The 25077-nt window shown below is 66.9% G+C and carries 25 protein-coding genes; 13 read left to right on the top strand and 12 right to left on the bottom strand.

The features are described 5' to 3' along the window. Window positions 1-127: 127 nt before the first annotated feature. Window positions 128-733 carry a TetR/AcrR family transcriptional regulator gene (locus IBX22_RS12025; protein WP_228538307.1) on the top strand — a complete coding sequence of 202 codons (606 nt, stop codon included), beginning with the start codon at window positions 128-130 and terminating at the stop codon, window positions 731-733. 50 nt (window positions 734-783) lie between these two features. After that, a complete protein-coding gene (gene kstD / locus IBX22_RS12020) occupies window positions 784-2469 on the top strand; it encodes a 3-oxosteroid 1-dehydrogenase (RefSeq protein ID WP_194815350.1) in 1686 nt (561 codons plus the stop codon). A 55-nt stretch (window positions 2470-2524) separates the two neighbouring features. Here kstD and IBX22_RS12015 read toward each other — a convergent pair whose 3' ends face one another. The 5 genes from IBX22_RS12015 to IBX22_RS11995 all read right to left on the bottom strand — a co-directional run bounded on the left by IBX22_RS12015 (window position 2525) and on the right by IBX22_RS11995 (window position 5130). Continuing rightward, window positions 2525-3241 (bottom strand): hypothetical protein, encoded by a 717-nt coding sequence (locus tag IBX22_RS12015; RefSeq protein WP_194815349.1) that lies wholly within the window; start codon window positions 3239-3241, stop codon window positions 2525-2527. Beyond that, window positions 3241-3798: a hypothetical protein gene (locus tag IBX22_RS12010; protein ID WP_194815348.1), complete on the bottom strand. Its 558-nt coding sequence runs from the start codon at window positions 3796-3798 to the stop codon at window positions 3241-3243. The genes IBX22_RS12015 and IBX22_RS12010 overlap by 1 nt, the downstream gene beginning before the upstream one ends. Before the next feature lie 130 nt (window positions 3799-3928). Beyond that, window positions 3929-4168 (bottom strand): hypothetical protein, encoded by a 240-nt coding sequence (locus tag IBX22_RS12005; protein ID WP_194815347.1) that lies wholly within the window; start codon window positions 4166-4168, stop codon window positions 3929-3931. Window positions 4169-4274: 106 nt separating this feature from the next. After that, on the bottom strand, window positions 4275-4601 hold the full coding sequence (locus IBX22_RS12000; protein ID WP_194815346.1) for a hypothetical protein: 327 nt from the start codon (window positions 4599-4601) through the stop codon (window positions 4275-4277). Window positions 4602-4671: 70 nt separating this feature from the next. Then, window positions 4672-5130, bottom strand: coding sequence for a MarR family winged helix-turn-helix transcriptional regulator (locus tag IBX22_RS11995; RefSeq protein ID WP_194815345.1), 459 nt, complete (start codon window positions 5128-5130; stop codon window positions 4672-4674). A 74-nt stretch (window positions 5131-5204) separates the two neighbouring features. Between IBX22_RS11995 and IBX22_RS11990 the strand changes: the two genes are divergently transcribed. The 4 genes from IBX22_RS11990 to IBX22_RS11975 all read left to right on the top strand — a co-directional run bounded on the left by IBX22_RS11990 (window position 5205) and on the right by IBX22_RS11975 (window position 9583). Next, on the top strand, window positions 5205-6641 hold the full coding sequence (locus IBX22_RS11990; RefSeq protein ID WP_194815344.1) for an MFS transporter: 1437 nt from the start codon (window positions 5205-5207) through the stop codon (window positions 6639-6641). A gap of 70 nt (window positions 6642-6711) precedes the next feature. Continuing rightward, window positions 6712-7308: a CHAP domain-containing protein gene (locus tag IBX22_RS11985; protein WP_194815343.1), complete on the top strand. Its 597-nt coding sequence runs from the start codon at window positions 6712-6714 to the stop codon at window positions 7306-7308. Window positions 7309-7575: 267 nt separating this feature from the next. After that, window positions 7576-8691 (top strand): hypothetical protein, encoded by a 1116-nt coding sequence (locus tag IBX22_RS11980; RefSeq protein ID WP_228538306.1) that lies wholly within the window; start codon window positions 7576-7578, stop codon window positions 8689-8691. Window positions 8692-8887: 196 nt separating this feature from the next. Further along, complete coding sequence (locus IBX22_RS11975) at window positions 8888-9583, top strand: DUF1906 domain-containing protein (RefSeq protein ID WP_194815341.1); 696 nt, start codon at window positions 8888-8890, stop codon at window positions 9581-9583. An 88-nt stretch (window positions 9584-9671) separates the two neighbouring features. On the opposite strand, the gene IBX22_RS11970 is transcribed toward IBX22_RS11975, so the two are convergent. The 3 genes from IBX22_RS11970 to IBX22_RS11960 form a co-directional block, all read right to left on the bottom strand. Then, complete coding sequence (locus IBX22_RS11970) at window positions 9672-11030, bottom strand: hypothetical protein (RefSeq protein ID WP_194815340.1); 1359 nt, start codon at window positions 11028-11030, stop codon at window positions 9672-9674. 221 nt (window positions 11031-11251) lie between these two features. Beyond that, a complete protein-coding gene (locus IBX22_RS11965) occupies window positions 11252-11611 on the bottom strand; it encodes a hypothetical protein (protein ID WP_194815339.1) in 360 nt (119 codons plus the stop codon). A 100-nt stretch (window positions 11612-11711) separates the two neighbouring features. Then, window positions 11712-12500: a hypothetical protein gene (locus IBX22_RS11960; protein WP_194815338.1), complete on the bottom strand. Its 789-nt coding sequence runs from the start codon at window positions 12498-12500 to the stop codon at window positions 11712-11714. Window positions 12501-12855: 355 nt separating this feature from the next. Between IBX22_RS11960 and IBX22_RS11955 the strand changes: the two genes are divergently transcribed. Then, window positions 12856-14136 carry a mannosyltransferase gene (locus tag IBX22_RS11955; protein WP_194815337.1) on the top strand — a complete coding sequence of 427 codons (1281 nt, stop codon included), beginning with the start codon at window positions 12856-12858 and terminating at the stop codon, window positions 14134-14136. Here the strand turns inward: IBX22_RS11955 and IBX22_RS11950 are convergent. Next, window positions 14066-14371, bottom strand: a complete 306-nt coding sequence (locus tag IBX22_RS11950; protein WP_194815336.1) for a 4a-hydroxytetrahydrobiopterin dehydratase — start codon at window positions 14369-14371, stop codon at window positions 14066-14068. The genes IBX22_RS11955 and IBX22_RS11950 overlap by 71 nt on opposite strands. Before the next feature lie 21 nt (window positions 14372-14392). Next, entirely contained in the window at window positions 14393-14569 is a 177-nt protein-coding gene (locus IBX22_RS11945; protein ID WP_194815335.1) for a hypothetical protein, read from the bottom strand. A gap of 150 nt (window positions 14570-14719) precedes the next feature. Between IBX22_RS11945 and typA the strand changes: the two genes are divergently transcribed. The 6 genes from typA to IBX22_RS11915 all read left to right on the top strand — a co-directional run bounded on the left by typA (window position 14720) and on the right by IBX22_RS11915 (window position 21579). Beyond that, window positions 14720-16618, top strand: coding sequence for a translational GTPase TypA (typA, locus tag IBX22_RS11940; protein ID WP_194815334.1), 1899 nt, complete (start codon window positions 14720-14722; stop codon window positions 16616-16618). A 95-nt stretch (window positions 16619-16713) separates the two neighbouring features. Continuing rightward, window positions 16714-18447: an ABC transporter family substrate-binding protein gene (locus IBX22_RS11935; protein WP_194815333.1), complete on the top strand. Its 1734-nt coding sequence runs from the start codon at window positions 16714-16716 to the stop codon at window positions 18445-18447. Beyond that, window positions 18447-19340, top strand: coding sequence for an N-acetyl-1-D-myo-inositol-2-amino-2-deoxy-alpha-D-glucopyranoside deacetylase (mshB, locus tag IBX22_RS11930; protein WP_194815332.1), 894 nt, complete (start codon window positions 18447-18449; stop codon window positions 19338-19340). Before IBX22_RS11935 ends, mshB begins: the two co-directional genes overlap by 1 nt. A 91-nt stretch (window positions 19341-19431) precedes the next feature. After that, on the top strand, window positions 19432-20910 hold the full coding sequence (locus IBX22_RS11925; protein ID WP_194815331.1) for an amino acid permease: 1479 nt from the start codon (window positions 19432-19434) through the stop codon (window positions 20908-20910). Between the two features lie 28 nt (window positions 20911-20938). Further along, entirely contained in the window at window positions 20939-21097 is a 159-nt protein-coding gene (locus IBX22_RS11920; RefSeq protein ID WP_194815330.1) for a hypothetical protein, read from the top strand. Then, the gene (locus IBX22_RS11915) at window positions 21094-21579 is read left to right on the top strand and encodes a hypothetical protein (protein ID WP_194815329.1); all 486 of its coding nucleotides are present in this window, start codon (window positions 21094-21096) and stop codon (window positions 21577-21579) included. Before IBX22_RS11920 ends, IBX22_RS11915 begins: the two co-directional genes overlap by 4 nt. 19 nt (window positions 21580-21598) lie before the next feature. On the opposite strand, the gene IBX22_RS11910 is transcribed toward IBX22_RS11915, so the two are convergent. Beyond that, on the bottom strand, window positions 21599-23434 hold the full coding sequence (locus IBX22_RS11910) for an APC family permease (RefSeq protein WP_375540219.1): 1836 nt from the start codon (window positions 23432-23434) through the stop codon (window positions 21599-21601). A gap of 85 nt (window positions 23435-23519) precedes the next feature. Beyond that, entirely contained in the window at window positions 23520-25055 is a 1536-nt protein-coding gene (locus IBX22_RS11905; RefSeq protein ID WP_194815770.1) for a PH domain-containing protein, read from the bottom strand. Between the last annotated feature and the right edge of the window lie 22 nt (window positions 25056-25077).

Genomic DNA, 25077 nt, shown 5'->3' with positions numbered 1-25077 from the left:
CCCCGCCCCCGCGCGAGACCGGCTGCCCTGCTCGCGACCGTTTCGCGCTGGCGTGCAGCTATTCAGCTCAAACTGACAGTCTGTATCTGGTTGACAGAGACTGTCATATGTGGAGATACTTCCAACTATGGCAAGTGGATCGATTTCGCTGCGGGAGCGGCAGCGGCGGCAGGTGCGCGCGGACATTCAGCGCGCGGCGTTCGAGTTGTTCGCGCGCAAGGGATTCGACGCGGTGACGACCGAGCAGATCGCGGCTGCCGCGGAAATCTCGCCGAGTACCTATTTCCGGCATGTGCGCAGTAAGGAAGATCTGCTGCTGGACCCGGTGCGGGAGGGTGGCGCGGGCATCGCCGCGCTGCTGGAGGAGCGGCCGGGCACCGAAACCGCGGATGTCGCGCTGGCGCAGGCGATCTTGACCCGGTCCACCGCGCTGGCGGCCGCCGAGCTGGAGCAGTGGCGGGCCGCGTTCCGCAGTGCGCCGCATCTGCTCGATCGGGTCGCGCTGGTGCCGCCGGAACATCGGGCCAGGTTGATCGAGCTTGTCGCACAGCGAATGTCCTGCGATCCGCAGACGGACAGCAAGCCGGGGCTGCTGGTGCATTTGATGCTCGCGGCCGCCGAGTTCGGGTATCTGCAATGGCTGCGCAGTGCGGACAACGCCGCGGCCTCGCTGCCGGTGTGCATCGAAGGGGCGCTCGCCGCAGTGCTCGGCAAACGGTGGAGCAAAAGCTGAAAGCGCTGTTCACGGCGTGATCTACAACAGAACAGATACGAGGACCGAAGATGCAGGACACCAATAATGTCGACGTCGTCGTGGTCGGATCGGGAGCCGCGGGGATGGCCGCGGCCCTCACCGCCGCACACCACGGCCTGAGCGCGCTCATCGTCGAAAAGGCGCAGCACTGGGGCGGGTCCTCGGCCCGCTCCGGGGGTGGAGTGTGGATCCCCGGGAATTCCGCGCTGCGCCGACAGGCCCCAGCGGACGACCTCGAAGACGCCCGGGCCTATCTGACAAGCATCGTGGGTGAACACGCGGACCCGGCGCGGATCAACACCTACATCGATCGCGGTCCGGAGGTCTTCGACTTTCTGGCGAAGCATTCGCCGTTGGAAATGCGCTGGGTGCCCGGCTATTCGGACTACTACCCGGAAGCGCCCGGCGGACGTGCGCACGGCCGATCGGTGGAACCGAAACCGTTCGACGCCCGGCGGCTCGGCCCCGAACTGGCCACGCTGGAGCCGGACTACGCACCGGGACCCAAGAATTTCGTGCTCACCCAAGCCGACTTCCGGCAACTGCACCTGGGCCTGCGCAATCCACGCTTCCTGTTCCGGTCGATCGGTATCGGCGCGCGCTGGGCGAAAGGTCAGTTGCTGCGCCAGCATCTGCTCACCCGCGGCCAGGCGCTGATGGCGATGCTGCGCGCCGGGCTCCTGGAAGCGAATGTCCCGCTGTGGCTGGACACCCCGCTCGTCGCCTTGCGCGAGCACGACGGCCGCGTCACCGGCGTCATGGTCCGGCGGGACGGTGTCGAGCAACTCATCGAAGCCCGCTGCGGAGTGGTGATCGCGGCGGGCGGCTTCGAGCACAACGCGGAGATGCGCCGGCAGTATCAGCGCGAACCCATCGGCACCGACTGGACCGTCGGCGCGAAAGCGAACACCGGTGACGGCATCCGCGCGGGCCAATCGCTCGGCGCAGCGGTCGAATTCATGGCGGATGCCTGGTGGGGGCCGTCGATCCCGCTACCCCGGGTGCCCTGGTTCTGCCTCGCCGAGCGCAATCTGCCGGGCAGCATCGTCGTCAACGACCGTGGCGAGCGGTTCATGAACGAATCACTGCCCTACGTCGAAGCGACGCACCGGATGTACGGCGGCCACAACGGCCAGGGCGAAGGTCCTGGTGAAAACCTCCCCGCCTGGCTGATTTTCGATCAGCGCTACCGCAACCGGTATTCGTTCGCGGGTTTGACGCCGCGCCAGGCGATCCCACGCCGCTGGCTGAAGTCCGGCGCGGTGACGCGCGCGGATTCCCTCGCGGAACTGGCAACGGCGATCGGCGTCCCCGCCGACCAGCTCGAAGCCTCGGTCACGCGCTTCAACGAATTCGCGAAGCACGGCAAGGACGAGGATTTCGGCCGTGGTGAAAGCGCTTACGACCGCTACTACGGCGATCCGCGTCAGCGCCCGAACCCGAATCTCGGTGCCCTGGACAGCGGCCCGTTCTACGCCGCCAAGCTGGTGCCCGGCGACCTCGGGACCAAAGGCGGGCTGGTCACCGACTCGGTGGGCCGAGTACTGCGCGCCGACGGCAGCAGCATCCAAGGCCTGTATGCCGCGGGCAATGCCAGCGCTCCGGTGATGGGTCACACCTACGCCGGTCCCGGCGCGACCATCGGCCCCGCGCTGGTCTTCGCCTACCTCGCGGTGCTGGATGCTGCCGAACACCCGGTGGCGCGGAGCCATTAGACGAACGCACGCCCCCTGTGCGATCCACAGGGGGCGTGCGAGTCGGCCGATCGCGCTACGACGTCGGGCCGGTGGTCAGCAATTGGTTGAAGAACGCGCGGTAGCCGCGAAGGGCGTGGCGGAGGTCTTCGGTATCGGCGTTATCGGTCCAGCGGTGCCCCAGGGTTTCTTTGCGCTCGGCGAAAGTAGCCGTGAGATGGTCGATCGTTTCCGAGACGAGTTCCTGCGCCCGGCTGACGGCGTCGTGCGGGTTGTCGACGAAATTGCCCTGTAGCTCGCGCCATTCGGTGCGTAGGCGCTCGACCTCGTTATCGGCGAACAGCGGTCCGCCAGCATCGCCGTCGGTCGCGCCGGACGTCGGCTGCTGGTTTTCGGCAGCGACCGGCTCGTGCGTTTCGGCGGCAACCGGCTGGTATGTTTCGGTTTCGGCGGCGATCGGCTCGCGCGTCTCGGTTTCCGCGGAAGTCCCGTAGCCGGGATCCTTCTCGACAGCAGGTGACTGCTCGGTGTCGGCCTCGTGGCGGTACTGCGCCCGATCCGACTCCTCGTTCAATTCCGATTCGGTGGCCGGCTCGTATGTGCCGGTCTGCGATGCCTCCGTTGATCTCGATTCGGCGGCCTCGTCGGTGTGGTGCGTGCCGGACCAGTTGTCCGGGTCGTCACCGGGCATCGGCTGATCCTCTTCGGCGTCGTGGGGCTTGGTGTAGGTCGAATCATCTACCGGGGTCTCGGAATCCGAGGGCTGGACGCCATGGACGTGCTTGGTGCTCATTACTTGATGTCCTTACTGTGCTGAGAGTGACCGTTCATCAGGTCCTGGAAGAGTTCGCGATAGTGCACGATCGCGGTCCGCATTTCCTCGGTGGAGGCGCCGTTCTCGTCGCGACGGGTCGCGATCTCGTGCGCGGTCCGGTAATGGCCGAGGGTGGCGGCGTGCTGCACCGACAGGTCCGCGACCTGCTGGTCGTAGCTCTCGGTGGGATAGCCGCGCTCGGCCATGATGGTGGTGACGAGCCGGTCGGCGGCGACCATGGCCTCGGCCGGATGGTCGACGAACTTCTCCTGGACTCCGGCCCACTCCATCAGGTACTGCTCTTTGCGTTCCTGCGGGAGTTCTCGCAGCTCGAGTTCGGAGTGCCGGCGTTCACGTTGCGCCAGTTCACGTTCGGCGGCTTTACGATCCTCGGCTTCCTGCAAGGTCCGGTCGTACTCGGGCCCGAATTTTTCCCGCAGCCGCCGCCGGCGCAGCATCGGCCAGAGCAACAGGCCTAACAGCGCGAGGACTACTACCACCGCGATAACCACTACTGCCAACATTCCGGACGACACCGCATTCTCCTTCGACGAGCGTCTGTTGTTCCGGTAGTGCCTCGCAATCGGCAGCTCAAACGTCATTTGACCCGGTGGGACACAGCAAAATAGGGCCCCGTCGCGGACGAGGCCCTCAGTTGTCGGTCAGTTACCGGCTGGCGAGCCGCCGGATGCGTTCCCGCACCCGCGCCTCGTCGACGCCCAGCCGCGCGCAGGCGCGCGCCAGGTCGACGGCCGGAAATGCCTGTGGCGCACGGTCACACGCGTCGACGACGGCGACCGGGCGGCCTTCGCTGGTCAGGATGACGCGCTGCTGCTTGCTCGCGTCGACGAGCCAGTCGACCCCTCTCAGGGAAGCGGTGGAGACCGGAATTCGTAATGGGCCCATGGTCTTCAGTGAACCCGACTAGCTCCGAAAGCACACGTCGAAACCCTGAATAGGTACTGGTGGGGCCACAGGTACGGAAGTCAATCCAGCTGGGGCACTGGGTGACTCAGCGCCACGTGCTGGTCCACCGCCGCTTGGCCCAGCGCCGGGCTCGCCGGCTGACGAGCAGTGCGGGCAACAGCAGGACACCGGCCAGCAACATGCCGACCAGGATCAACCCCGCGAGTAGTTCGCCGAGAGCTTGCAGGGCGGCGGGGAGCGCGCACGCCGCGGCCACGATCGCAAGCACGACGGCGGCGGTGGCATGCCCGGAATCGGCGAGGATCGCCGCCGAGGTGCCCAGGCCCGCCGCGATCACCAGGCCTAGGACACCGATGAGGTAATTGTCCCAGGAAAGCCAGGTAGAGGGTTCTGTGCTGCGGTGCTGTCCCACGGTCCCCAACCTAGTGGGATCGGCTACGGACACAACGGGTTCGCGCCGATTGTCCGCATCGATGTCCGCCCTAGGGCCGGGGCCAGGGGTTGTCTTCCTTCGCTTCGATGGACGCGTTGAACCGCGCGACGAGTTTGCTCAGCTGTTCGACATCGGCCTGGTCCCAGTCCGCTACCACGGTGCCGATGCCCTCGCGGCTCTGCGCGCGATCGTGGGCGAGCGATTCCAAACCTTTGGCGCTGGCCCGGATCTTGCGCGCGACACCGCCGTCGGGGTCCGGAACCCGTTCCACCAGACCCTGTTTCAGCATCGAGCCCACTTGACGGTTGATGGTGGAGACGTCGAGCCGGAAGGCCTCGGACAGTTCGCGCAGGCTCAGGGGGGTGTCCAGTTCGAGCCGGGTCAGCAGTAGATACGCGGAGCGGTCGAGCCGGAAGCCGGGCCGGCGTAGCACCGAGGTGGGGAAGTGCCGGGAGAGCAGGGTCATCTCGTAGACCAGGCGCGGCAGCGCCGCAAGCTCGTCGGACATGGCACCACTATGTCGGCCGTCTCACGCCGATAGCAAATTGTGCACAATACATAGGATGTGTACCGTACACATGCATGACCATTGCCGAATCCAGCGTGGAAGACACCGACTCGAGTCCAGGGACTCGTCGCCCCGCGCCCGCCGTGCTCATCGCGACCCTCGGCATGGTCGGCGTAGTCGTCTCGCTGATGCAGACGCTGGTCATCCCGATCATTCCGTCGCTGCCCACGATGCTGAGCACCTCGCCGTCCAACGCGTCCTGGGTGATCACCGCGACGCTGCTCGCGGGCGCGGTGTTCACCCCGATCAGCGGCCGGCTCGGCGACATGTTCGGCAAGCGCCGGGTGCTGTTCGTGAACCTGCTGTTCCTGATCGCCGGTTCGGTGGTGTGCGCGAGCTTCTCCTCGCTGCTGCCCGAAATCATCGGACGCTCGCTGCAAGGCGCGGCGGTCGGCGCCATCCCGCTCGGCATCAGCATCATGCGCGACGAACTGCCCGCCGAGAAGGTGGGTTCGGCGATGGCGATCATGAGCGCCACCCTCGGCGTGGGCGGTGCGGTCGGCCTGCCGGTCGCCGCCGCCATCGCGCAGAACGCCGACTGGCACATGCTGTTCTGGACCGCGGCCGGCATGGGTGTGCTGTGTGCGGCGCTGGTGTTCTTCTTCGTCCCGGAATCACCGGTGCGCACCCCCGCGCGCTTCGATTTCGGTGGCGCCGTTGGTCTTTCGATCGCCCTGCTGGCGTTGCTGGTCGCGATCACCAAGGGCGCGGACTGGGGCTGGGCGAGCGGGTCGATCCTGACGCTGTTCGCGGTCGCGCTGGTGGTGTTCCTCGGCTGGGGCTACTACGAACTGCGCCAGGCCGCCCCGCTGGTCGACATCCGGGTGTCGGCGCGGCCCCGGGTGCTGTTCACCAATGTCGCCTCGATCGCGGTCGGCTTCGCGCTCTACGGCATGTCGCTGACCTTCCCGCAGCTGCTGATGGCGCCGGAGCAGACCGGCTACGGATTCGGGCTGTCGATGGTGAACGCCGGACTCGTCATGGCCCCCACCGGGCTCGTGATGATGCTGCTGTCGCCGGTCTCGGCGCGGCTGTCGGCGGCGCGTGGCCCGAAGGTGACGCTGATGCTCGGCTCGGCCGTCATCGCTGCCGGTTACCTGCTGGCCGTGCTGCTGATGGACAGCGTCTGGCAGATCATGCTGGCCTCGATCATCTGCGCCGGCGGTGTCGGCCTGGCCTACGCGGCGATGCCCGCGCTGATCATGGGCGCGGTGCCGATCACCGAAACCGCCGCCGCCAACGGCCTCAACTCGCTGATGCGCTCGATCGGCACCTCGACCTCCTCGGCCGTGATGAGCGTGGTGCTGGCGCACATGACCATCCAGCTGGGGGCGCATGTGCTGCCTTCGCGGGAGGGTTTCCACACCACCTTCTTCATCGCGATGGCCGCTGCTGTCGTGGCGATCGCGTTGACCGCGTGCATCCCGATGGGAAAAAAGACCGAATCCTGATCGCACCGGGAACCGTTCGGCTCCCTTATTCGTCTACTTTGGCAGGGAGACGACCGAAGGCCGGGGGAGCATGAAGACACAGAAGGTCGGCCGATGGGTCGCGTCGATCGTGGTGGTCGTCGCGCTCGCCGTCGCCGCCGTGCTGGGAGTGCGCCTGTGGCAACAGCATTCGGGCGAATACGCGGTGGTGGGGGAGAACCTCACCGAGTTCCCGGCCATCGACAAGACGAGCCTGAGCGCCGATCAGTCCCGGCTGATCGGTGTCCTGCAGCGGGAGTTCAAGGATCCCGGCGCCGGGACGAAATACGCCGAGGGCCGCGAGGAACCGTGGTGCGCCGACTTCGTCAGCTGGGCCATGCGCGAGGCCGGTCTGCCGCTGGCCAACCCGAACTCCGGATCCTGGCGTATTCCGGGCGTCTACACGCTGCAGGAGTACTACGAGCGCACCGGCAGATTCACCGGGCTGTCCCGCTATCCGCCGCGCACCGGTGACGTGCTGCTCTACAGCGACCGCAGCCCGTTCACTCAGCACACCAACATCGTGCTGGCCTACGACAACGGCGTCGTCACCACGATCGGCGGCAACGAATTCGACGATGTGCGAATCAGCCGATTTGTTCTCGCGGACGTACCCGGTGTGGTCGGTCTTGGCAGATTGCACAGTTGAGCCGTCGGCAACGGTGAAAATCGTTGCTGTTCAGCTCGAATACTCGGCGCGCTAACAATCGGCGAGTCTTCGCCCGCGCCTTACCATGGAGTAGGCAGCGCCCGGCAGCGCTGTCGACTAGGGGCCCTGTCCTGCTACCCCCTCATCAGCAGGACAGGGATCCCGCCTTGTTCAGGGCGGCGCAGGCCTCCCGACACCTAGTTCGCGTAGCGTGTCCGGTGTCCGTCTTCAGGTAAGGGTTCCGGAACATTGCAGCCGATCGACGCTTTGAGTAGTGATTCGACCTGGATCGACTACGCCGAATTCGGCGAACGCTTCGTCGCCCAGGCGGTGACGCAGGAGCGAATCGTGGCCGCGGTGGCCGGTATGGCCGGTCGCGGTGTGTCCATCGGCCCGTACTCGCTGGGCCCCGCCGGCCTGGCCGGATTCGTCGCCGAGGGCAAGGTCGGTGCGCCGGTCGTGCTCCGGCAGGACCCGCACGTCATCTTCCAGGTCACCGTGCCGCTCTCGCTGTCGGTGAAGGTCTTGCTCGGCGGGCAGAAGCTGCGGCTGGCGGCCGTGGTCGAAATCGATCTGGCGCTGCACGCGCGCGCCGCCGACCCGGTGCTCATCGTCATCGACATTCCGCCGATCACCGCGCGTGACGTCAGTTTTGTGCTGCGCGCCCAGGCGATCGCCGCTTCCTGGGAATGGCTGCTCGGGCCGCTGGCCGGGGTGGTGCAGAACGAGGTGGCCAAGCGGGTGAACGCGATCTTGTCCGAACCGCAGGCGCGGCGCGGGCGGGTCTTCGATGTCGAGGCCATCGTGGGCGGCACGAAGTCCCCGCATCGCGACAAAGTCGATTTCGACTGGATCGACTACGGCGAGTTCGGTCACCGCTTCTTCGAACGCATCGTCACCCGGGACCGGGTCTTCGACGTCGTGCGGCGGATGGCCGGTCGTCCGATCGAGGTCGGGCCGCTGCGCACCGGCCCCGGCAAGAAGGCCACGGTGCACGTGCAGGGCTCGATCCTGGAACCGGAGCTGACCGACCGCAAGGCCGAGGAGGTCTCCTTCGACCTGTTGCTGCCGGTAAGCCTGGACATCACCGTCGATGTCTTGAAATCCAACCGCTACCGCGCCGATGTGCGCGTCCCGCTGGTTTTGACCGCGCGCGCCGCCGACCCGCTGGCGATCGTCATCGATGTCGACCCGCTCGCCACCGAGGACATTCAGCTGGAATACAAGGCGGAGGGCATGCGCGCCGCCACGCTCGGTGCGCTGGCGGGCATCAAGAAACAAGTTGTCGCGCAGGTCGCAAGCGTCATTCGCAAGGAATTGGCCGACGCTTCGGGCCGGACCATCGACGTCGCGGCCCGTGTCGGCGGCACTGCTACGCGCTAGTGACCAGTGGGACTCATGTGGCGAATGTGCCCGATGAGCCTGGCGGTTCCCCTGTGAATGTGGTGAAATGAGTACACGTTCGAGGCTCCCGGCGCGCGGCTGCAGGAATGTAGCCACCTTGGGGAAGGTGCGCCGGGCACGCTGCCCATAAAGGTGCGTAATTTCTTCCCGCGGTTGGTGCGAAGGAGTCTGCGTAATGGATCTATCCCGGCGTTCCCTTTTCACCTGTGCCGCCGCGGTGGCCGCTGTGGGCTTGACCGCACCGCGAGTTTCCGCCGAACCGCTCGGCACCCTGCTCGATTACGCGGGCGGCGTGCCTTCGGTCGATGCGATCATGCAGGCCGGGCATCTCGGCGCCATCCGCTACGTGTCCGATCGCCGTCCCGGCGCGGAATGGATGCTGGGCAAACCCCTGCTCGCCGGTGAAGCCGAGGCGCTGCGGGCTGCGGGCCTGCAGGTCGTCTCCTGCTACCAATTCGGCAAAGGCCCGACCGCGGACTGGCGCGGCGGTTTCGAAGCGGGTCAGCGGCACGCTGAGCGCGGATTGCAGCTACATCTCGAAGCGGGCGGTCCCGCCGATCGCCCGATCTATACCTCGATCGACGACAACCCCAGCATCGAGGACTTCGACGCCATGGTCCGGCCGTACCTCGAAGGCTGGGAGTCGGTGGCCGGTCACCAGAACACCGGCGTCTACGCCAACGCCCCCACCATCGACTGGGCCATCGCCGCCGGGCTCGGTTCCTACTTCTGGCAGCACAATTGGGGCACACCGCAGGGTTATGTGCACCCCGCCGCGCAGCTGCATCAGTTCGAAATCGACAAGCGGGTGGTCGACGGTATCGGCGTCGATCTCAATCACATCCTGGCCGAGTCCTACGGACAGTGGTGAACCCGTAGCGTCCGAGAAATTCCGCGACGGCCACTCGGGACGGTAGGCACACCCAGTGCGGTTGGGGCGCAATGGGTGTGCCGCTCGGTCAATCCGTTAGGAACGCGAGGAGTTCGCGGCGGAGGTCGGGGTCGGGTTCGCGCTCGGCGGCCTCGGTGATCCAGGCGTGGGCCTCGGGTGGGCGTTGCTCCGGCGGCCAGGCTCGCAGGGCCCCCAGGGCTGCGCGGCGGCAGCGGATGACACGGTTGGACAATGCGACCGGGAGCAATCTGCTGCCCTGGCCGGGGTACTCGCTGAGGGGCCGTACTACGAATTCGAGGGCCATGTCGGCTTCGAAATCTCGGCCGAGACCGAGGGATTCGGTTGGTCCCGATGCCAGGTTATCCAGCGGGAGTATCTCTTCCGCGAGTGCGACAACCTGCTCGACCGTCGTCTCGTCGGCCTCGTCCATCGCCCACTGCCAGATGAAGGCGTCATCGCTGCCGTTTCGCAGGCGGTCGAGGGCATGTGCGAAGACATCCATACCAAGCTTCCCCGCACACGTGAGGGCGACGTGGAACCTGCCACGATGTTCTGGCGCTTCGTCGGCGAGTTCGCCGAGCACCAGTTCACGCCACCGCGGTTGGCTCAGCAGGTCCTGATATCGGGCCTGTAGCCGTGCGGGCTCTTCCTCGGGCCACTCGAAATCGTCTTGGCGGCACAGTTCTTGGAGAGACTGTGCGGTGCGGAGCCGTCCGAGCGTAGGCGCGGCCCGGTCGAGGTGTTCGGCGAAGCGGTGCATGACGGGTACGGCGTCGTCGTAGCTTCGCATGTTCGCCGTCGGCCCGCGCAGATTGGCGAGGGCCCGCAGGATACCCCCCGCTCCGTCCAGCAACGCGTCGTCGATATCGTCGTCGAGCAATGCCTCGTACAGCCCACCGGTCGTAGCGGCGATGTAGGCGAGGTACTCGTCCAGCACTCCGTTGCTGTAACCCTCGCGCAGCAACCAGGCTTTGATCTCCGGGTCCGAGCACCCCCGCAATCGTTCGACGGCATGGATCCGGCCCCACCCATCGAGGCGTTTGGCCAGCTCGAACACCGCGCGCTGCCGGTCGGGTTGCGTGTTCATCAGCGCGACGACTGCGAAGAGCGCGAATTCTTCCAGACTGCCCAGCAATTGGAGGAGTTCGCTGTCGCGCTGGTCGCCGCTGATGCCGAGCAGCACGATGCCGAGCTTGGCGACTTCCCGGCGGGTGGCGTGCTCGGCGACGAATCTGGCTGCGACGCGGAGCTTTTCGCGCGGCACCGGCCGGGATCGCAACTCCAGCACCAGATCGTCGGCGACGCGGACCGCTGTAAGACCCGCGAATACCTCGAGCAACTGGGCAGGATCGTCCAGGTTGATGAGCACCTGGTCGGCCAACTCGGCGGCAGACTGGGATTCGACCTGGAAGTGGTGCGAGCTCACGCCATCGAAAACCACACTGGAAAGCAGTTTTCGGCCAGGAGTTTCATCCGGAAGCGGATACCCGTCACGCGGCCAGGGGCCGGGACCGTGCAGGGCAGCGAGAGACAAGGCATGGGCCACGAACGTGGCCGAGGGGCTCAACGGCCCGGGCGCAGGACGCCCTTTCCATCAGTGTTGATCACGAACACGAGAATGGCATCCCGCTCACCGCAGCGCAACCGCTAGGTCTGGCTGTGGCTCAGCGGCGCGACGCGCAGGTCGGGTTCGTCGTCCGGAACGACGCGCAGGTTCGGCCTGGTGTCCGGGGCCTGATGATCACCGCGCCAGGAGAACAGCGACCACCGGGACAGGCCGGAGAAGGCCGAGCCGAGGCTGCTGAAGGAGAACGAGGAGATCGCCGAGCCGAACGAGCCCACCGAGCCGATGGACAGCACGGAGCCGACCGAGCCGATGGACAGGACCGAGTAGGCGGAACCGATGGAGAGGATGGAGCCCTCGGATCGGATGGACAGGATCGACCGGTGCGATCGCCTGCTCCGGATGGAGTGGCCGGGGCGCAGCAGTTTGTCGACAGTCGCCATGAGCCCGGTCTACCACAGTGCGGCGGGATCTTCGCGGTATCGACAGGGTCCGGAGACGACGAAACCCGGCGGTCGCGAGACCACCGGGTTTCGGCAAATATCAAGCTACGTTGAAGAAGCCCAGCATCGGCAGGAAGGAGCAGGTGCGCGGCTCGGCGTCGGCGGCCTGGGTGGTCAGCGAACCGCCCACCACGGCGACGATGCGGCCGGAACCGGTGTCGGCGATGGCCGACAGGGTAGCCGGGCCCTCCGGGTTGATCTTGGCCTCGTCGGTGAGGGCCTGCACGCCGGACTTGCCGGTGTTCAGGTTCATCCACTGCACGGTCATCGGCGGGTTCTGCACGGCGGTCGGCGACTTGGTGCCGAGCGCGGTGAACACGAAACCGGTCTGGCCGGCCTTCGGTCCGGGCGGGGGCAGCTGGGCCGGGCCGGGCACCGCGAGGGCGGTACCGATCGAGTCGGCGGAGGCGCTGATGCAGCCCTTGCCGATGCTCGGGTACAGGAACTGCGCGATTACGGGGCCGTCCTGCGGGAGGGTCGGGCCACCGCCGCCGCTACCGTCCAGGAAAGTGATGATCCGTTCCAGGGTGGCCTTGATCTGCGGGGGCAGATTCAGCGTGGCCAGCAGGGCGCGGGCCTGGGCCAGGATGGCGGCCTGCGGGCCACCATCGGCAATGTCTTTGGCTGGGCCGGTGATCGAACCGACGATGGCCGGAGCCAGCGCGGCGAGCGCATCCACCGGAATTCCCTCGGGCACCATGGGGATGTCGTTCGAAACCGCGGTGGACGCGGGCGCCGGGGCCGCAATGGCGGTGGGCGCAGCGAGTGAAGCACTCGCGGCCAGGGCGAGAGCGGTCAATGCGATCCGCGATCCTCGGTTGCGAAGCACTGGTCTAGCCGTCCTTACCTTCGGGTACATCTGGAGCGATGGGGTGAAAACCCATCGTTTCGGGGTCACTCTAGGGACAAGGCCACCGAGTTGTACAGCTGCGGTGTCCGAGTGGTGCGCGTTGGACGAACAGTGTGATCAGAACCTAGCGCGATCTGGTGTTACTCGAGTGATGTGTGATGCAGATGTTATCAGCAATTACGCCGACGACAGGGTCAACGCCGGGCATCACTATAGGGCCCTGATGAGTGGTCCTACCGGGGCGTCCGCCTTGTGGGCCTCCGCGCTGCGGTTAATGTAGTCGGAGTTTTCAGACCCTGCCGCCGAACGCCCCGAACATCTCGCGGGAATCACCATGCCCCGCACCGAATCGAAAGCCTGCGAAGTGATCCCAGAGAGCGAGCGTCCGGCCGCCACCGCCCGCCTGCGTTGGGCGGTGCTGGCACTCGGCCTGTCCGTCTTGGCGCGGTTGCTGTGGATGCTGCTGTCGGAGAACGGGATGAATCTCGTCGACTTGCACGTCTATGTCGACGGCTCGGCCGCGCTGCTCACCGACAAGCTCTACGACTACACCTACTCCGAGAAGACCCCCGACTTCCCGCTGCCGTTCACCTATCCGCCGTTCGCGGCGCTGGTGTTCTATCCGCTGCACTTCCTGCCGTTCAAGGTGATCGCGATCGGCTGGCTGCTGGCCACCGTGGCCGCGCTCTACGGCATCGTGCGGATCAGCCTGGAACTGCTGCTCGGCAAGGAGCGGATGCGCGAAACCGGCTGGCAGGCAGCGGCTGTCGGCTGGACCGCGGTGGGCGTCTGGCTGGAGCCGGTGCGCACCACGATCGACTACGGGCAGGTGAATGTCTTCCTGGTGCTGGGCGCCATGCTCGCCGCGCGCAGCTCGCGCTGGTGGGTGTCGGGCGGGCTGGTCGGCATCATCGCGGGCATCAAACTGACCCCGGCGATCACCGGCCTGTATCTGGTGGCGCGGCGGCGCTGGGGTGCGGCGGTGTGGTCGGCGGTCGTGTTCGGGCTGACCGTCGGGATCAGCTTCCTGATCAACCAGCACGAGGCGAAGCGCTATTTCGGCACGCTGCTCGGCGACGCCGACCGGATCGGTCCGGTCGGGTCGGTGTGGAATCAGTCGATGCGAGGTGCGCTGAGCCGGATCATCGGCTACGACGTGCAGACCGGCGCCTGGTACCTCGCCGGTGTCCTCGCCATCGCGGCGCTCGGCTTCGCCGCCTGGCGCACCCTGGGCCCCGACGACCGGCTGGGCACGCTGATCATCGTGCAGCTGTTCGGGCTGATGATCTCGCCGATCTCCTGGTCGCATCACTTCGTGTGGCTGCTGCCGACGGTGCTGTGGCTGGTGCACGGCCCGCTGCGGCGGGCGCCGGGCGCGCGGATCCTGGCCGGGTTCTGGTTGCTGACCATGCTGGTCGGCGTGCCGTGGGTGCTGTCGTTCGCGCAACCCTCGATCTGGGATGTGTCCCGGCCCGGCTGGCTGGCCTGGCTCGGTGCGGTGGACCTGTTCGGTGTGCTGGTGCTGTTCGGCTGGATGATCTGGGTCAGCCGGTCGAATCGGACTGCGCGGCCAGCCGATCGATCTCCCGAGCCAGCGAAATATCCAGGCCGGTGAGACCACCCGAGTCGTGGGTGGACAGCGCGAAGGTGAGCTTGCGCCAGCGGATGTCGATATCGGGGTGATGGTTCATCGTCTCGGCGATCTCCGCGACCTGACGAACGAGTTCGATGCCGTCCAGGAACGAGCCGGCTTGGACGGTGCGGGTGATGGTGTCGCCGGAGCGGGTCCAGCCGGTCAAGCCGGCGAGCGCGTCGGAGAGTTCGGCGTCGGTAAGCAGTGGGGTGCTCATCACCCCGTTCTACCCAATTCGCTACGCGGCGCGCGCCAGTTTCAAGGCTTTCTTGAGGTCTTTGCCACAGCAGCCCGCGGCTTCGGCCTTCTTCATCCGCATGATGACAACAGGGCATTTGATGCAGCGCGTCTTCTTACGGCAGCATTTCTTCTTCGGTTTCAGCTTGGAAACCTTCTTGGCTTTCACCTTGCCCACATTGGTTAGCGTACCCTAAGTCCAGGTGCCGGACGTCAGGGGGACACGCAAGTGCCGGTAAGCTATCACCTTGGCCGCATGCCCGGTGAGTTTTGATCCACCTGTTTAGAGGCTAGGCCAGTACTTACACCAACAGCAGGAGGATTCAGCGTGTCGTCTGCGCGCGATTTTCGCAACGTCGCCATCGTGGCCCACGTCGACCACGGCAAGACGACGCTGGTCGACGCCATGCTGCGGCAGTCCGGCGCTTTTGCCGAACGGGCCGAGCTGGTCGACCGGGTCATGGACTCGGGCGACCTGGAACGCGAGAAGGGCATCACCATTCTCGCCAAGAACACCGCGGTGCACCGGCACCACCCCGACGGCTCCGTCACCGTCATCAATGTGATCGATACCCCCGGCCACGCCGACTTCGGTGGTGAGGTCGAACGCGGCCTGTCCATGGTCGACGGTGTCGTGCTGCTCGTCGACGCGTCCGAGGGCCCGCTGCCCCAGACCCGTTTCGTGCTGCGCAAGGCGCTGGCCTCGAAGCTGCCGGTCATCCTGGTCGTCAACAAGACCGACCGCCCCGACGCCCGGATCGCGGAGGTCGTCGAGGAGAGCCACGACCTGCTCCTCGATCTCGCCTCGGATCTCGACGACGAGGCCGCCGAAGCCGCCGAGCTGGCGCTGGACCTGCCGGTCCTCTACGCCTCGGGCCGCGCGGGCAAGGCCTCCAAGGAGCAGCCGGAGAACGGCTCCGCCCCGGACGCCGAAAACCTGGATGCCCTCTTCGAGGTGCTGATGGAGAACATCCCGGCGCCCAAGGGTGATCCGACCGGGCCGCTGCAGGCCCACGTCACCAACCTCGACGCCTCCAACTTCCTGGGCCGCCTCGCGCTGGTCCGGATCTACAGCGGTGAGCTGCGCAAGGGCCAGAACGTGGCCTGGATGCACGCCGACGGCGTCAAGACCATCAAGATCACCGAGCTGCTGCAGACCATCGGTGTCGAGCGTCAGCCGGGCGAGCTGGCCGTGGCCGGCGACATCGTCGCCATCGCGGGTGTCCCGGACATCATGATCGGTGACACCCTCGCCGATCCGGAGAATCCGGTCGCGCTGCCGCGCATCGCCGTCGACGAGCCCGCCATCTCGGTCACCATCGGCACCAACACCTCGCCGATGGTGGGCCGGGTGAAGGGCCACAAGCTGACCGCGCGCATGGTCAAGGATCGCCTCGACAAGGAACTGGTCGGCAACGTGTCGCTGCGCGTGCTCGACATCGGCCGGCCGGACGCCTGGGAGGTGCAGGGCCGCGGTGAGCTGGCGCTGGCCATCCTGGTCGAGCAGATGCGCCGCGAAGGCTTCGAGCTGACCGTCGGCAAGCCGCAGGTGGTCACCAAGAACGTCGACGGCAAGGTGCACGAGCCGTTCGAAGAGCTGACCATCGACTGCCCCGACGAGTACCTGGGCGCGGTCACTCAGCTGCTGGCCGCCCGTAAGGGCAAGATGGTGCAGATGAGCAACCATGCCGCCGGCTGGGTGCGCATGGAGTTCATCGTCCCCTCGCGTGGCCTGATCGGTTTCCGCACCGACTTCCTCACCGAGACCCGCGGCACCGGTATCGCCAACGCCGTCTCGCACGGGTACGCGCCGTGGGCCGGCGAGATCCGCGCCCGCCACACCGGTTCGCTGGTCTCCGACCGCGCGGGCACCGTGACCCCGTTCGCCATGATCCAGCTGGCCGACCGCGGCCAGTTCTTCGTGGAGCCGGGCGCGGACACCTACGAGGGCCACGTCGTGGGCATCAACCCGCGCTCGGAGGACCTGGACATCAACGTCACCCGCGAGAAGAAGCTGACCAATATGCGCAGCGCGACCGCGGACACGTTCGAGACCATGGCCAAGCCGCTGCAGCTCGAACTGGAAGGCGCGATGGAGTTCTGCGCCGCTGACGAGTGTGTCGAGGTGACGCCGGAAATCGTGCGCGTGCGCAAGTTGATCCTGGGTGCTACCGAACGTGGCCGCGAGCTGTCGCGGCGTAAGGCTCGGGACCGGGCTGCTCTGTAGTGCGAGTGCCCGGCGAGGCAACGGGTTTTCACACGCCGTCTAGTAGTGTGCGGCGTGTGAGCCCGGGGGCAAAACGGCGCGCCATGATGCGCGCGATGTCAGTGCTGGTGGCGGCCTCGGTGACGGTGCTCGCCGGATGCACCGCGAATCCGCCACCGCCCATCGAGAGCACCGACAGCCCCAAGACGACGCCTGCCAAGCCGGGCAAGAACACCGTCGTGGTGGCGCTCGACGACATCGGGATCGGGTTCAACCCGCATCTGCGTTCCGATCAGTCGCCGGCCACCGCGGCGGTGAGTTCGATGGTGCTGCCCAGCCCCTTCCGGCCGGTGCCGAGCACCGTGACGCCGGGCGCCACCGACTGGGTGGCGGATACCGCGCTGATGACCTCGGCCGAGGTCACCTCGCAGGAACCGTTCACCATCACCTATTCGCTGCGCAATCAGGCGAACTGGTCCGACGGCGCACCGATCGCCGCGGAGGACTTCCGGTTCCTGTGGCAGCAGATGATCACTCAGCCCGGCGTGGTCGATGCCGCGGGCTACCGGTTGATCTCGGATGTGGGTTCCTCCGATGGCGGCAAGACGGTCACGGTGACGATGAGCCAGGTTTACCCGGCCTGGCGTGAACTCTTCGTGAACTTGCTGCCCTCGCATCTGCTCAAGGACTCCCCGGGCGGGTTCACCAACGGTCTGGTCGAGCGAATCCAGGTGTCGGGCGGCAACTTCCGCATCAAGTCCGTAGACCGCGGCCGCGACGAAATCTTGCTCGAGCGCAACGATCGCTACTGGGGCACACCGGCTGCCCCGGACCAGATCCTGTTGCGGCGCGGCGGAACATCCGCGCAATTGGCCGATTCGCTGCGTACCGGCGACACCCAGATGGCCCTGGTGCACGGCGGCGTCGCGACTCAGGCGCAGCTGGCGGCGATTCCGTCGGTGCGGACCGCGATCATGGCGCAGTCGCGCCAACTACAGCTCGTCCTGAACGGACGCGGCACCGGAGATCTGAGCGATACCCGGGTTCGCCGCGGGGTTCTCGCGTTGCTCGATCCCGCGCTGCTGGCCACCGTCGGAGCGCAGACCGGTGGCTCGGTGGACCCGGTGCGCGCACAGATCCTGAGCCCCTCCGATCCCGGCTACGCGCCGACCGCGCCGCCGCGGATGTCCGCGGACGAGTCCTTCGCACTGCTCGCCGAGGCCGGTTACAACCGGGCGCCGGAAACCCCCGCGACTTCGCCCACCGCGCCCGCACCACAGCCTCGGCAGTTGACCAAAAACGGTAAGCCCCTTGCCGTTCGGATCGGTGCGGTGACCGCTGACGCGACTTCACTCGCGGTCGCCAACACCGCAGCCGACCAATTGCGCAGCGCCGGAATCGATGCCACCGTGCGCAGCCTCGCCGCGGACGCGCTCTACGGCAAGGAACTGGTCGAGGGCGGCGTCGACGCGATCGTCGGCTGGGCAGTCGCCGGATCCGATCCGGCGACCGTGCTCGCTTCCCGCTACGGCTGCCTGCCGGTGCCGGCCGCCGGCGCCGACAGCACCACCGTCACGACGTTCGAGTCGCTGCGCCGGGCGCCGAGCAACCTGTCCGGAGTGTGCGACCAGGCGTTGCAGCCGTCCATCGATGCCGCGTTGCGCGGGATCGATGTGCCCCAGGTGCTCGCCGAAGCCGAACCCGCACTGTGGAATTTGTCCACCGTGCTGCCGATCGTGCAGGACAACGTGGTCGCCGCCGCGGGCCCGCGGGTCGACGGGGCGTCGCTGAGCGGCGCCATTCAGGTCGGCATCTTCGGCGACGCGGCGATGTGGCGGCGGATTCTGTAATGGGTGGTTTGTTGCTGGTGCACGCGCACCCGGACGACGAATCCATCACCACCGGAGGCACTATCGCGCACTACCGCCGCCTCGGCGTGCCGGTGACCGTGGTGACCTGCACCCTCGGTGAGGAGGGTGAGGTGATCGGGGACGAGTGGGCGCAGCTCACCGTCGACCACGCCGATCAACTCGGTGGCTATCGGGTCCTGGAATTGTCAAGGGCACTGGCCGCTTTGGATGCTGGAACGCCGCGCTTCCTCGGTGGCGCCGGGCGCTGGCGGGATTCCGGGATGGCGGGTACACCGTCGGCCGAAAACCCCAGGGCCTTCGTCAATTCCGGCCAGGCCGCCGTGGACGCGCTCACCGAGATCGTGCTGGAGCTGCGCCCCGACGTGGTCGTCGGCTACGACCCGAAGGGTGGCTATGGGCACCCGGATCACATTCGCGCACACGAGGTTACGACCGCTGCCGTACATGCGGCGGCCGAAAAGGGCTGGGACACACCGAAGTTCTACTGGACCGTGACCGACGCCGACATCCTGCGCCTGCACACCACCGCCCTGGCCCGCCGCACCGTCGAAGGCCTGCCCGGCGCGCTGCCCGCCGGATGGCGACTGCCCACCGTGCACGAGCTCGCCAGCGTGCCGAGCCGGACCGTCACCGCGACCATCGACGTCTCCGATGCCCTGGCCGCGAAACGGGCCGCCTTGCGCGCGCACGCGACTCAGGTGACCGTGGCGCCCTCCGGACGCGAATTCGCGCTCTCGAACAACGTCGCCCAGCCCGTGCTGCCCGAGGAGCACTACGTCCTGGTGCGCGGCGAGCGGGGTCCGACCGGCACCGACGGACGCGAGCACGACCTGTTTGCCGGGATTGCCCGAATTGTGGCTAGCAGCCGCTAGATACCGGTAGCTGGGTGTCTGCTGAGTTACTCTCAGCGCGGGGTAAGGTTCGTTCGTTCACAGACGTTCGACGCGGAGGAATGCACGTTTCATGACGGCAGTCAGCGACAACGAGACGAACCATCTCAGCGTCGAGGATCACGGGTATCACAAGAGCCTCAAGCCGCGACAGCTGCAGATGATCGCCATCGGCGGCGCCATCGGCACCGGCCTGTTCCTGGGCGCGGGCGGCCGCCTCGCCAGCGCGGGCCCCGGCCTCTTCCTGGTCTACGCGGTGTGCGGTGTGTTCGCCTTCCTGATTCTGCGGGCCCTCGGCGAACTGGTGCTGCACCGGCCGTCCTCCGGATCGTTCGTCTCCTACGCGCGTGAGTTCTTCGGCGAGAAGGCCGCATTCGTGGCCGGCTGGATGTACTTCCTGAACTGGTCCATGACCGGTATCGCCGACACCACCGCGATCGCGCAGTACTTCCACTACTGGGCCGGCTTCTCCAGCATCCCGCAGTGGGTGCTGGCGCTGATCGCACTTGTCATCGTGCTCGGCATCAACCTGATGTCGGTGAAATGGTTCGGCGAGATGGAGTTCTGGGCCGCGCTGGTGAAGGTGTTCGCGCTGAGCGCGTTCATCATCATCGGCACGATCTTCCTGCTCGGCCGGTTCACCGTGCAGGGGCATCCGACCGGCATGTCGGTGGTCACCGACAGCGGCGGGCTGTTCCCGACCGGGCTGCTGCCGCTGGTCGTGGTCACCTCCGGCGTCGTGTTCGCCTATGCGGCAGTCGAACTCGTCGGCACCGCGGCGGGGGAGACCGAGAATCCCGAGAAGATCATGCCGCGCGCCATCAACTCCGTCATCTTCCGCATCGCGATCTTCTACGTCGGCTCGGTGGTGCTGCTCGGCCTGCTGCTGCCCTACACCGCCTACAAGTCCAGCGAGAGCCCGTTCGTCACCTTCTTCGCCGCGCTCGGCGTCCCCGGCATCGGCAGTGTGATGAACCTGGTAGTGCTCACCGCCGCGTTCTCCAGCCTCAACGCCGGGCTTTACTCGACCGGCCGCATCCTGCGCTCGATGTCGATGAACGGCAGCGCTCCGAAGTTCACCGGCGTGATGGGTAAGAACGGTGTGCCCTACGGCGGCATCCTGCTCACCAGTCTGATCGCGCTGTTCGGCATCGCGTTGAACGGCATCGTCCCTGACCAAGCCTTCAACATCGTCCTGAACCTCGCCTCGCTCGGCATCGTCTCCTCCTGGGCCACCATCGTGCTGTGCCAGCTACAGCTGTACCGGTGGTGGAAGCAGGGCAAGGTGGAGCGCCCGTCGTTCCGGATGATGGGCGCCCCCTACACCGGCTTCGTGACGCTGGTCTTCCTGTTCTTCGTGGTCGTGCTGATGGCCTTCGACCGGCCGATCGGCATGTGGACGGTGGCGGCGCTGGTGGTCATCATCCCGGCCTTGGTCATCGGCTGGTACGCAGCCCGTAAACGCGTCTTCGCCATCGCCGCAGAGCGCGAAGGCCACACCGGCCAGTTCCCGGTCGTCGCCAATCTCCCGATGGACGGCGACCCGCGCTAGGCAGTCTGTTAGCCGTAGACTCGCTGATGTGTACAACTGGGACCTGCAGAACGCCATCGCGGCCTTTGTGGACAGCATGCGGCCCTATGGGCCGGCGCAACACGAGCTGTACATGCACGCGCTGTACACCTTCGTGGACATGCAGAGCCACCTGCTGACCCTTCTCGGCTTCCCCCCGGTCCAGTGACCGCCACCGCCGACAAGCGCGCCGAGCCCGCGGCCGACCCCGATGAGCGGGCGCCCCGCGGGGTCCTGATGACGGTGCTCGTGCTGAGTGGGCTGTTCACCTTGGCGGTCGAGGTTCTGTACCTCCCCTTCTATCTCGGCCGCTCCGGTATCCCCGCGGCGGAACCCGCTGTCGTCGCCGCGGACTTCGCCGTCGCGGGCACCGGCGGCGCCACCCCGTTCCCGGTCACCGCCTTGCTCGCAGCGGTACTGAACGTCCTCCTGGTAGCCGCCATGGGCACGCTCACCACCAGCCTGCGCATCATGCTCCTGCCGCTGCTCGCCTGGGCCTTCGGCTTCTTCCTGTGCTCCATCCCCGGCCCTGGCGGCGACTTCATGCTCCTGAGCGACTGGAGCACCCTGATCTTGCTGCTGTGCGGTGTGATCCCGCCCCTGCTCTACGCGGTCTTCCGCTGGAATCCGGTGCCCACGTCCGCGCGCTGAACCGAAGCCGCGAATCCGATCACTCGATGCGGACGGCCATGGTGGCCACTACGGCGTCGGTGCGGGCGCGGAGGGCGGTGGCCAGGACGGGGCCGCGGGGGTTGTGGAAGATGCGGTGGCGCCAGCGTTTCGGCTCTATTTGGGCCAGGAGGACGGTTACGTGGCGCGGGGTGGCGGTCTGTTTGCGGACGTAGCCGGTGAGGGTGGCTACCAGGTTGCGGTGCGGGCAGGGGAGCACGACCAGGGGAATGCCTGGGTTCCATTCTTTCCAGAGGGCGCTCAGGGCCTTTGTTTTCGCCGGGTCGATTTCGGCTGCTACGGCGATGATTTCGCCGCGCATGCGGAGGGCGGCTTCGAGGGCGCGGACGGTGACGTCGCTGATCGTGACTACCGGGACGATGACCAGGGGGTCGTAGTCCGGCGTGTGGGTCAGTGGGGGTGGGATCAGGCCGAGGTGCATCGTTTGGGCTATTGAGCGGTAATAGTTTTCGGTGCGGGCGAACAGGATTATCAAGGCGGGGACGATGATCAGCAGTAGCCAGGCGCCCTCATGGAATTTCTCGGCCAGCAGCACGATGCCCGCGAGGCAGGTGAGGATGGCACCGAAGCCGTTGAGCAGGATCCGGGACCGCCAGCCGCGTCCGCGTTCGGCGAACCAGTGGCGCACCAAACCCGTTTGGCTGATGGTGAATCCGATGAAGACGCCGATCGCGTACAGCGGGAGCAGGCGGTGGGTGTCGGCGTCTACGACGACGAGGATGAGGCCGGCGGTCAGGGCGAGGGCGAGCACGCCATAACGGAAAACCGGTCGCTCCGAACGCATTGCGAACAGGGACGGCAGGCGGCGGTCCTTGGCCAGCAGCGACAGCAGGACGGGCAGCCCGCCGAAGCTGGTGTTGGCGGCGAGCACCAGCACCACGGTGACGGTGAGGTTGGTGAGGTAGAACAGCCAGCCGGTACCGAACGCGGCCGCCGACAACTGAGCCAGGACGGTCACGCCACCACGGGGCACCACCTCGTGATGCCGGATCAGCCAAGACAATCCGAGCAACATCACGCCGAGCAGGACACCGAGCGCGACTTCGGTGTGCTGGGCGCGCCGCGCGGCCGGACTGCGAAAGGCGGGCACCGCGTTGGCGATCGCCTCGACACCGGTGAGCGCCGAACACCCGGCCGCGAATGCCTTGAGCAGCAACAGGATTCCGACCGCTTCGAGCACCGGGAACGGCGCCTCGCCGGTGCCGATGACGGCGACCGGAGCCGACTGGAACAGCCCGATCACGATCACCGCGACCATCAGCACGATGAACAGGAACGCGGGTGCCATAAGCACTTTCGCCGATTCCGCGACGCCGATCAGGTTCAGCACCGTCAGGACCGCGAGCCCGGCCAGCGTGAGCGGCAGCAGATGATCACCCAGCGCCGGGAACGCACTCGCGAGGCTGGCCGCGCCCGCGGCGAGACTGACGGCGACGGTGAGCACGTAGTCCACTACCAGGCTGGCCGCGGCCAGCAACGCCGCGAACCGCCCCAGATGTTTCTTCGCGACCGCGTAGGAACCCCCGCCGTCCGGATGTACCGCGATCACTTGCCGATACGACAGCACGAGCACGAGCAACAGCGCGGCGATCGCACCCGCCACCGGCAGCGTCCACGACACCGCCGCCGACCCGGCCACGACCAGCACCAGCACGATCGCCTCGGGACCGTAGGCCACACTCGACAGCGCATCCAGCGACAACGCCGCCAGTCCGCCCACGGCGGTCAGCCGATACTTGTCGCCCTTCTGGATTCGCCGCATCCGCGGGTCGGCAATCGGCAACTCGTTCGTCCGCGGCTCCGCTACGTCGACCACGGCATCCATTCAACGCGGCGAGGCATCAGCTATCGGGCAGCGACACGAGGTGGCCGGTGTATGCAAATCGTGCAGTTTCCCGCGATTACGGCTGAATTCGGTCAGCTCCGGTCTCGAATTGCACGGCTTGCATACGTTCCCCGAGCCGGCCGGGTGTCACCGATTCGATCAGCGGCCAGGCCTGGTCGAGGGGAATGTCGATGACGAGGTAGCGCTTCTTGCCGGCCGCGGTGGCCGCGATGACGGTGGCGACTCCGGAGCGCCGCTGCCAAAACGACTGCCGCACAGTCCAGCCGATGATCCCGGGCGCCTCCAGGCAGTCCCGGGCGCGGTCCAGCGAGCCGGAGCGGGTGATCAGCCAGGCCGGGGAGTCGCCGGTCGCGGGAATCACGGTGTGCCCCAGCCCGCGATACCGATCTTCGGCCAAGGCCGCGCCGAGCACCACGAGCACACCGGGCAGCAGCAGCCACCAGAGCGAAAGCTGAACTCCGCCAATGCGTAAGAGGACCAGCAGCAGCGCGAGCAGCACTGCGGGGGTGAGTGCCCGGCTGTGTCTGCGCCGCCGAGCCACCGGTCCATGGGCGACCAGCGGAGCGGTCGCTTGCACAGTGGTTCGCACTGCGGCGACAGCGCTCTGGTCGCCAGAGTTCCGCCCCGGGCGCGGCGCCAGCAACTCGGCGAGCGTGCGTTCGACGGCGGCGCGCGGAGCCTGGGGCAGCAACGTCAGCTTGGGTTTCTCGCCGACCATGATCGCTTCGAGCTCCGCGGCTCCGGCAAGCCGCAGCAGGAGCGGTTCCTTCACGGTGGCCCCGCGCAAGCGCGCCAGATCCATGGTGATCTGGCGCGTGGTGAACAGGCCGTGGCGCAGGTGCAGTGTGCGCCCGTCGTCGAGCACCTGCAGATCATGATAGGTGGTCAGGTACCGGGCGCAGGCGGCGAGACTGACGACCAGCACGATCGCGGCGAGCAATGCGAAGGCCGCGAGGACGAGGGTGGTGACGCCGCCGTCCTCGATGTTCTGTGCCGCACGGGATTTGAACAGCAACCGGCCCAATCCGTACTGGAACGCCAAACCCACCGGCGGCGCGACTACGGCGAACCCGGTCAGCGACAACGGTGCGTAGCGAGCCCAAATCGGTTGCCAGTGACCGATTTCCCGCTGCGGGCGGGCAGGCTCGGCTGACGTTTCCTCCGAAACCTGTTGCACCGCCGTGTTTTGCCCGGTGTGGGCGAGCAGCTCCGCACGCAGTCCCGGCACCACCCGGGCATCGAGCGCGTCGAGTTTGAACTTGTCCTCTCGGTCCGCGGTCTTACCGGTACCGATGACCATCACCGCCAGCCCCAGCGCCCGCCGCAGCAGATCGGCTTCGATGTCGACCGATCGGATCCGCGAGCGCGGCACCGACAGCTTCTTACGCTGGATCAAACCGGTGCGCAGCTCCACGTGCGTCGGGCCGACGCGATAGCTCGTGGTGAACCACCGGGTGAGCGCGAACAACACGATCAGCGCCAGCGGCACCAGACTCCACAGATGATTGCCGCTACTGGTGCCGAGCAGCACGGTGCCGATCAGCACCGGGATGAACTTCACCAGCTCGGTAACCGGATGCACCAGCAGCATGCGCTTGTCCAGGCGCAGCCAC

Origin of the sequence: Nocardia sp. XZ_19_385, assembly GCF_015355755.1 — a bacterium.
Lineage (GTDB): Bacteria > Actinomycetota > Actinomycetes > Mycobacteriales > Mycobacteriaceae > Nocardia.
The sequence above is the reverse complement of the archived record's forward strand: the minus strand, read 5'-3'. Positions and strand labels throughout refer to the sequence as shown.

Excerpts from the sequence above, each read along its gene's own strand:
- IBX22_RS12025 (WP_228538307.1), top strand. The coding sequence starts at position 128 with ATGGCAAGTGGATCGATTTCGCTGCGGGAGCGGCAGCGGCGGCAGGTG.
- kstD (WP_194815350.1), top strand. The coding sequence starts at position 784 with ATGCAGGACACCAATAATGTCGACGTCGTCGTGGTCGGATCGGGAGCC.
- IBX22_RS12015 (WP_194815349.1), bottom strand. The coding sequence starts at position 3,241 with ATGAGCACCAAGCACGTCCATGGCGTCCAGCCCTCGGATTCCGAGACC.
- IBX22_RS12005 (WP_194815347.1), bottom strand. The coding sequence starts at position 4,168 with ATGGGCCCATTACGAATTCCGGTCTCCACCGCTTCCCTGAGAGGGGTC.
- IBX22_RS11995 (WP_194815345.1), bottom strand. The coding sequence starts at position 5,130 with ATGTCCGACGAGCTTGCGGCGCTGCCGCGCCTGGTCTACGAGATGACC.
- IBX22_RS11990 (WP_194815344.1), top strand. The coding sequence starts at position 5,205 with ATGACCATTGCCGAATCCAGCGTGGAAGACACCGACTCGAGTCCAGGG.
- IBX22_RS11985 (WP_194815343.1), top strand. The coding sequence starts at position 6,712 with ATGAAGACACAGAAGGTCGGCCGATGGGTCGCGTCGATCGTGGTGGTC.
- IBX22_RS11975 (WP_194815341.1), top strand. The coding sequence starts at position 8,888 with ATGGATCTATCCCGGCGTTCCCTTTTCACCTGTGCCGCCGCGGTGGCC.
- IBX22_RS11965 (WP_194815339.1), bottom strand. The coding sequence starts at position 11,611 with ATGGCGACTGTCGACAAACTGCTGCGCCCCGGCCACTCCATCCGGAGC.
- IBX22_RS11955 (WP_194815337.1), top strand. The coding sequence starts at position 12,856 with ATGCCCCGCACCGAATCGAAAGCCTGCGAAGTGATCCCAGAGAGCGAG.
- IBX22_RS11950 (WP_194815336.1), bottom strand. The coding sequence starts at position 14,371 with ATGAGCACCCCACTGCTTACCGACGCCGAACTCTCCGACGCGCTCGCC.
- IBX22_RS11935 (WP_194815333.1), top strand. The coding sequence starts at position 16,714 with ATGTCAGTGCTGGTGGCGGCCTCGGTGACGGTGCTCGCCGGATGCACC.
- mshB (WP_194815332.1), top strand. The coding sequence starts at position 18,447 with ATGGGTGGTTTGTTGCTGGTGCACGCGCACCCGGACGACGAATCCATC.
- IBX22_RS11925 (WP_194815331.1), top strand. The coding sequence starts at position 19,432 with ATGACGGCAGTCAGCGACAACGAGACGAACCATCTCAGCGTCGAGGAT.
- IBX22_RS11905 (WP_194815770.1), bottom strand. The coding sequence starts at position 25,055 with ATGCTGCTGGTGCATCCGGTTACCGAGCTGGTGAAGTTCATCCCGGTG.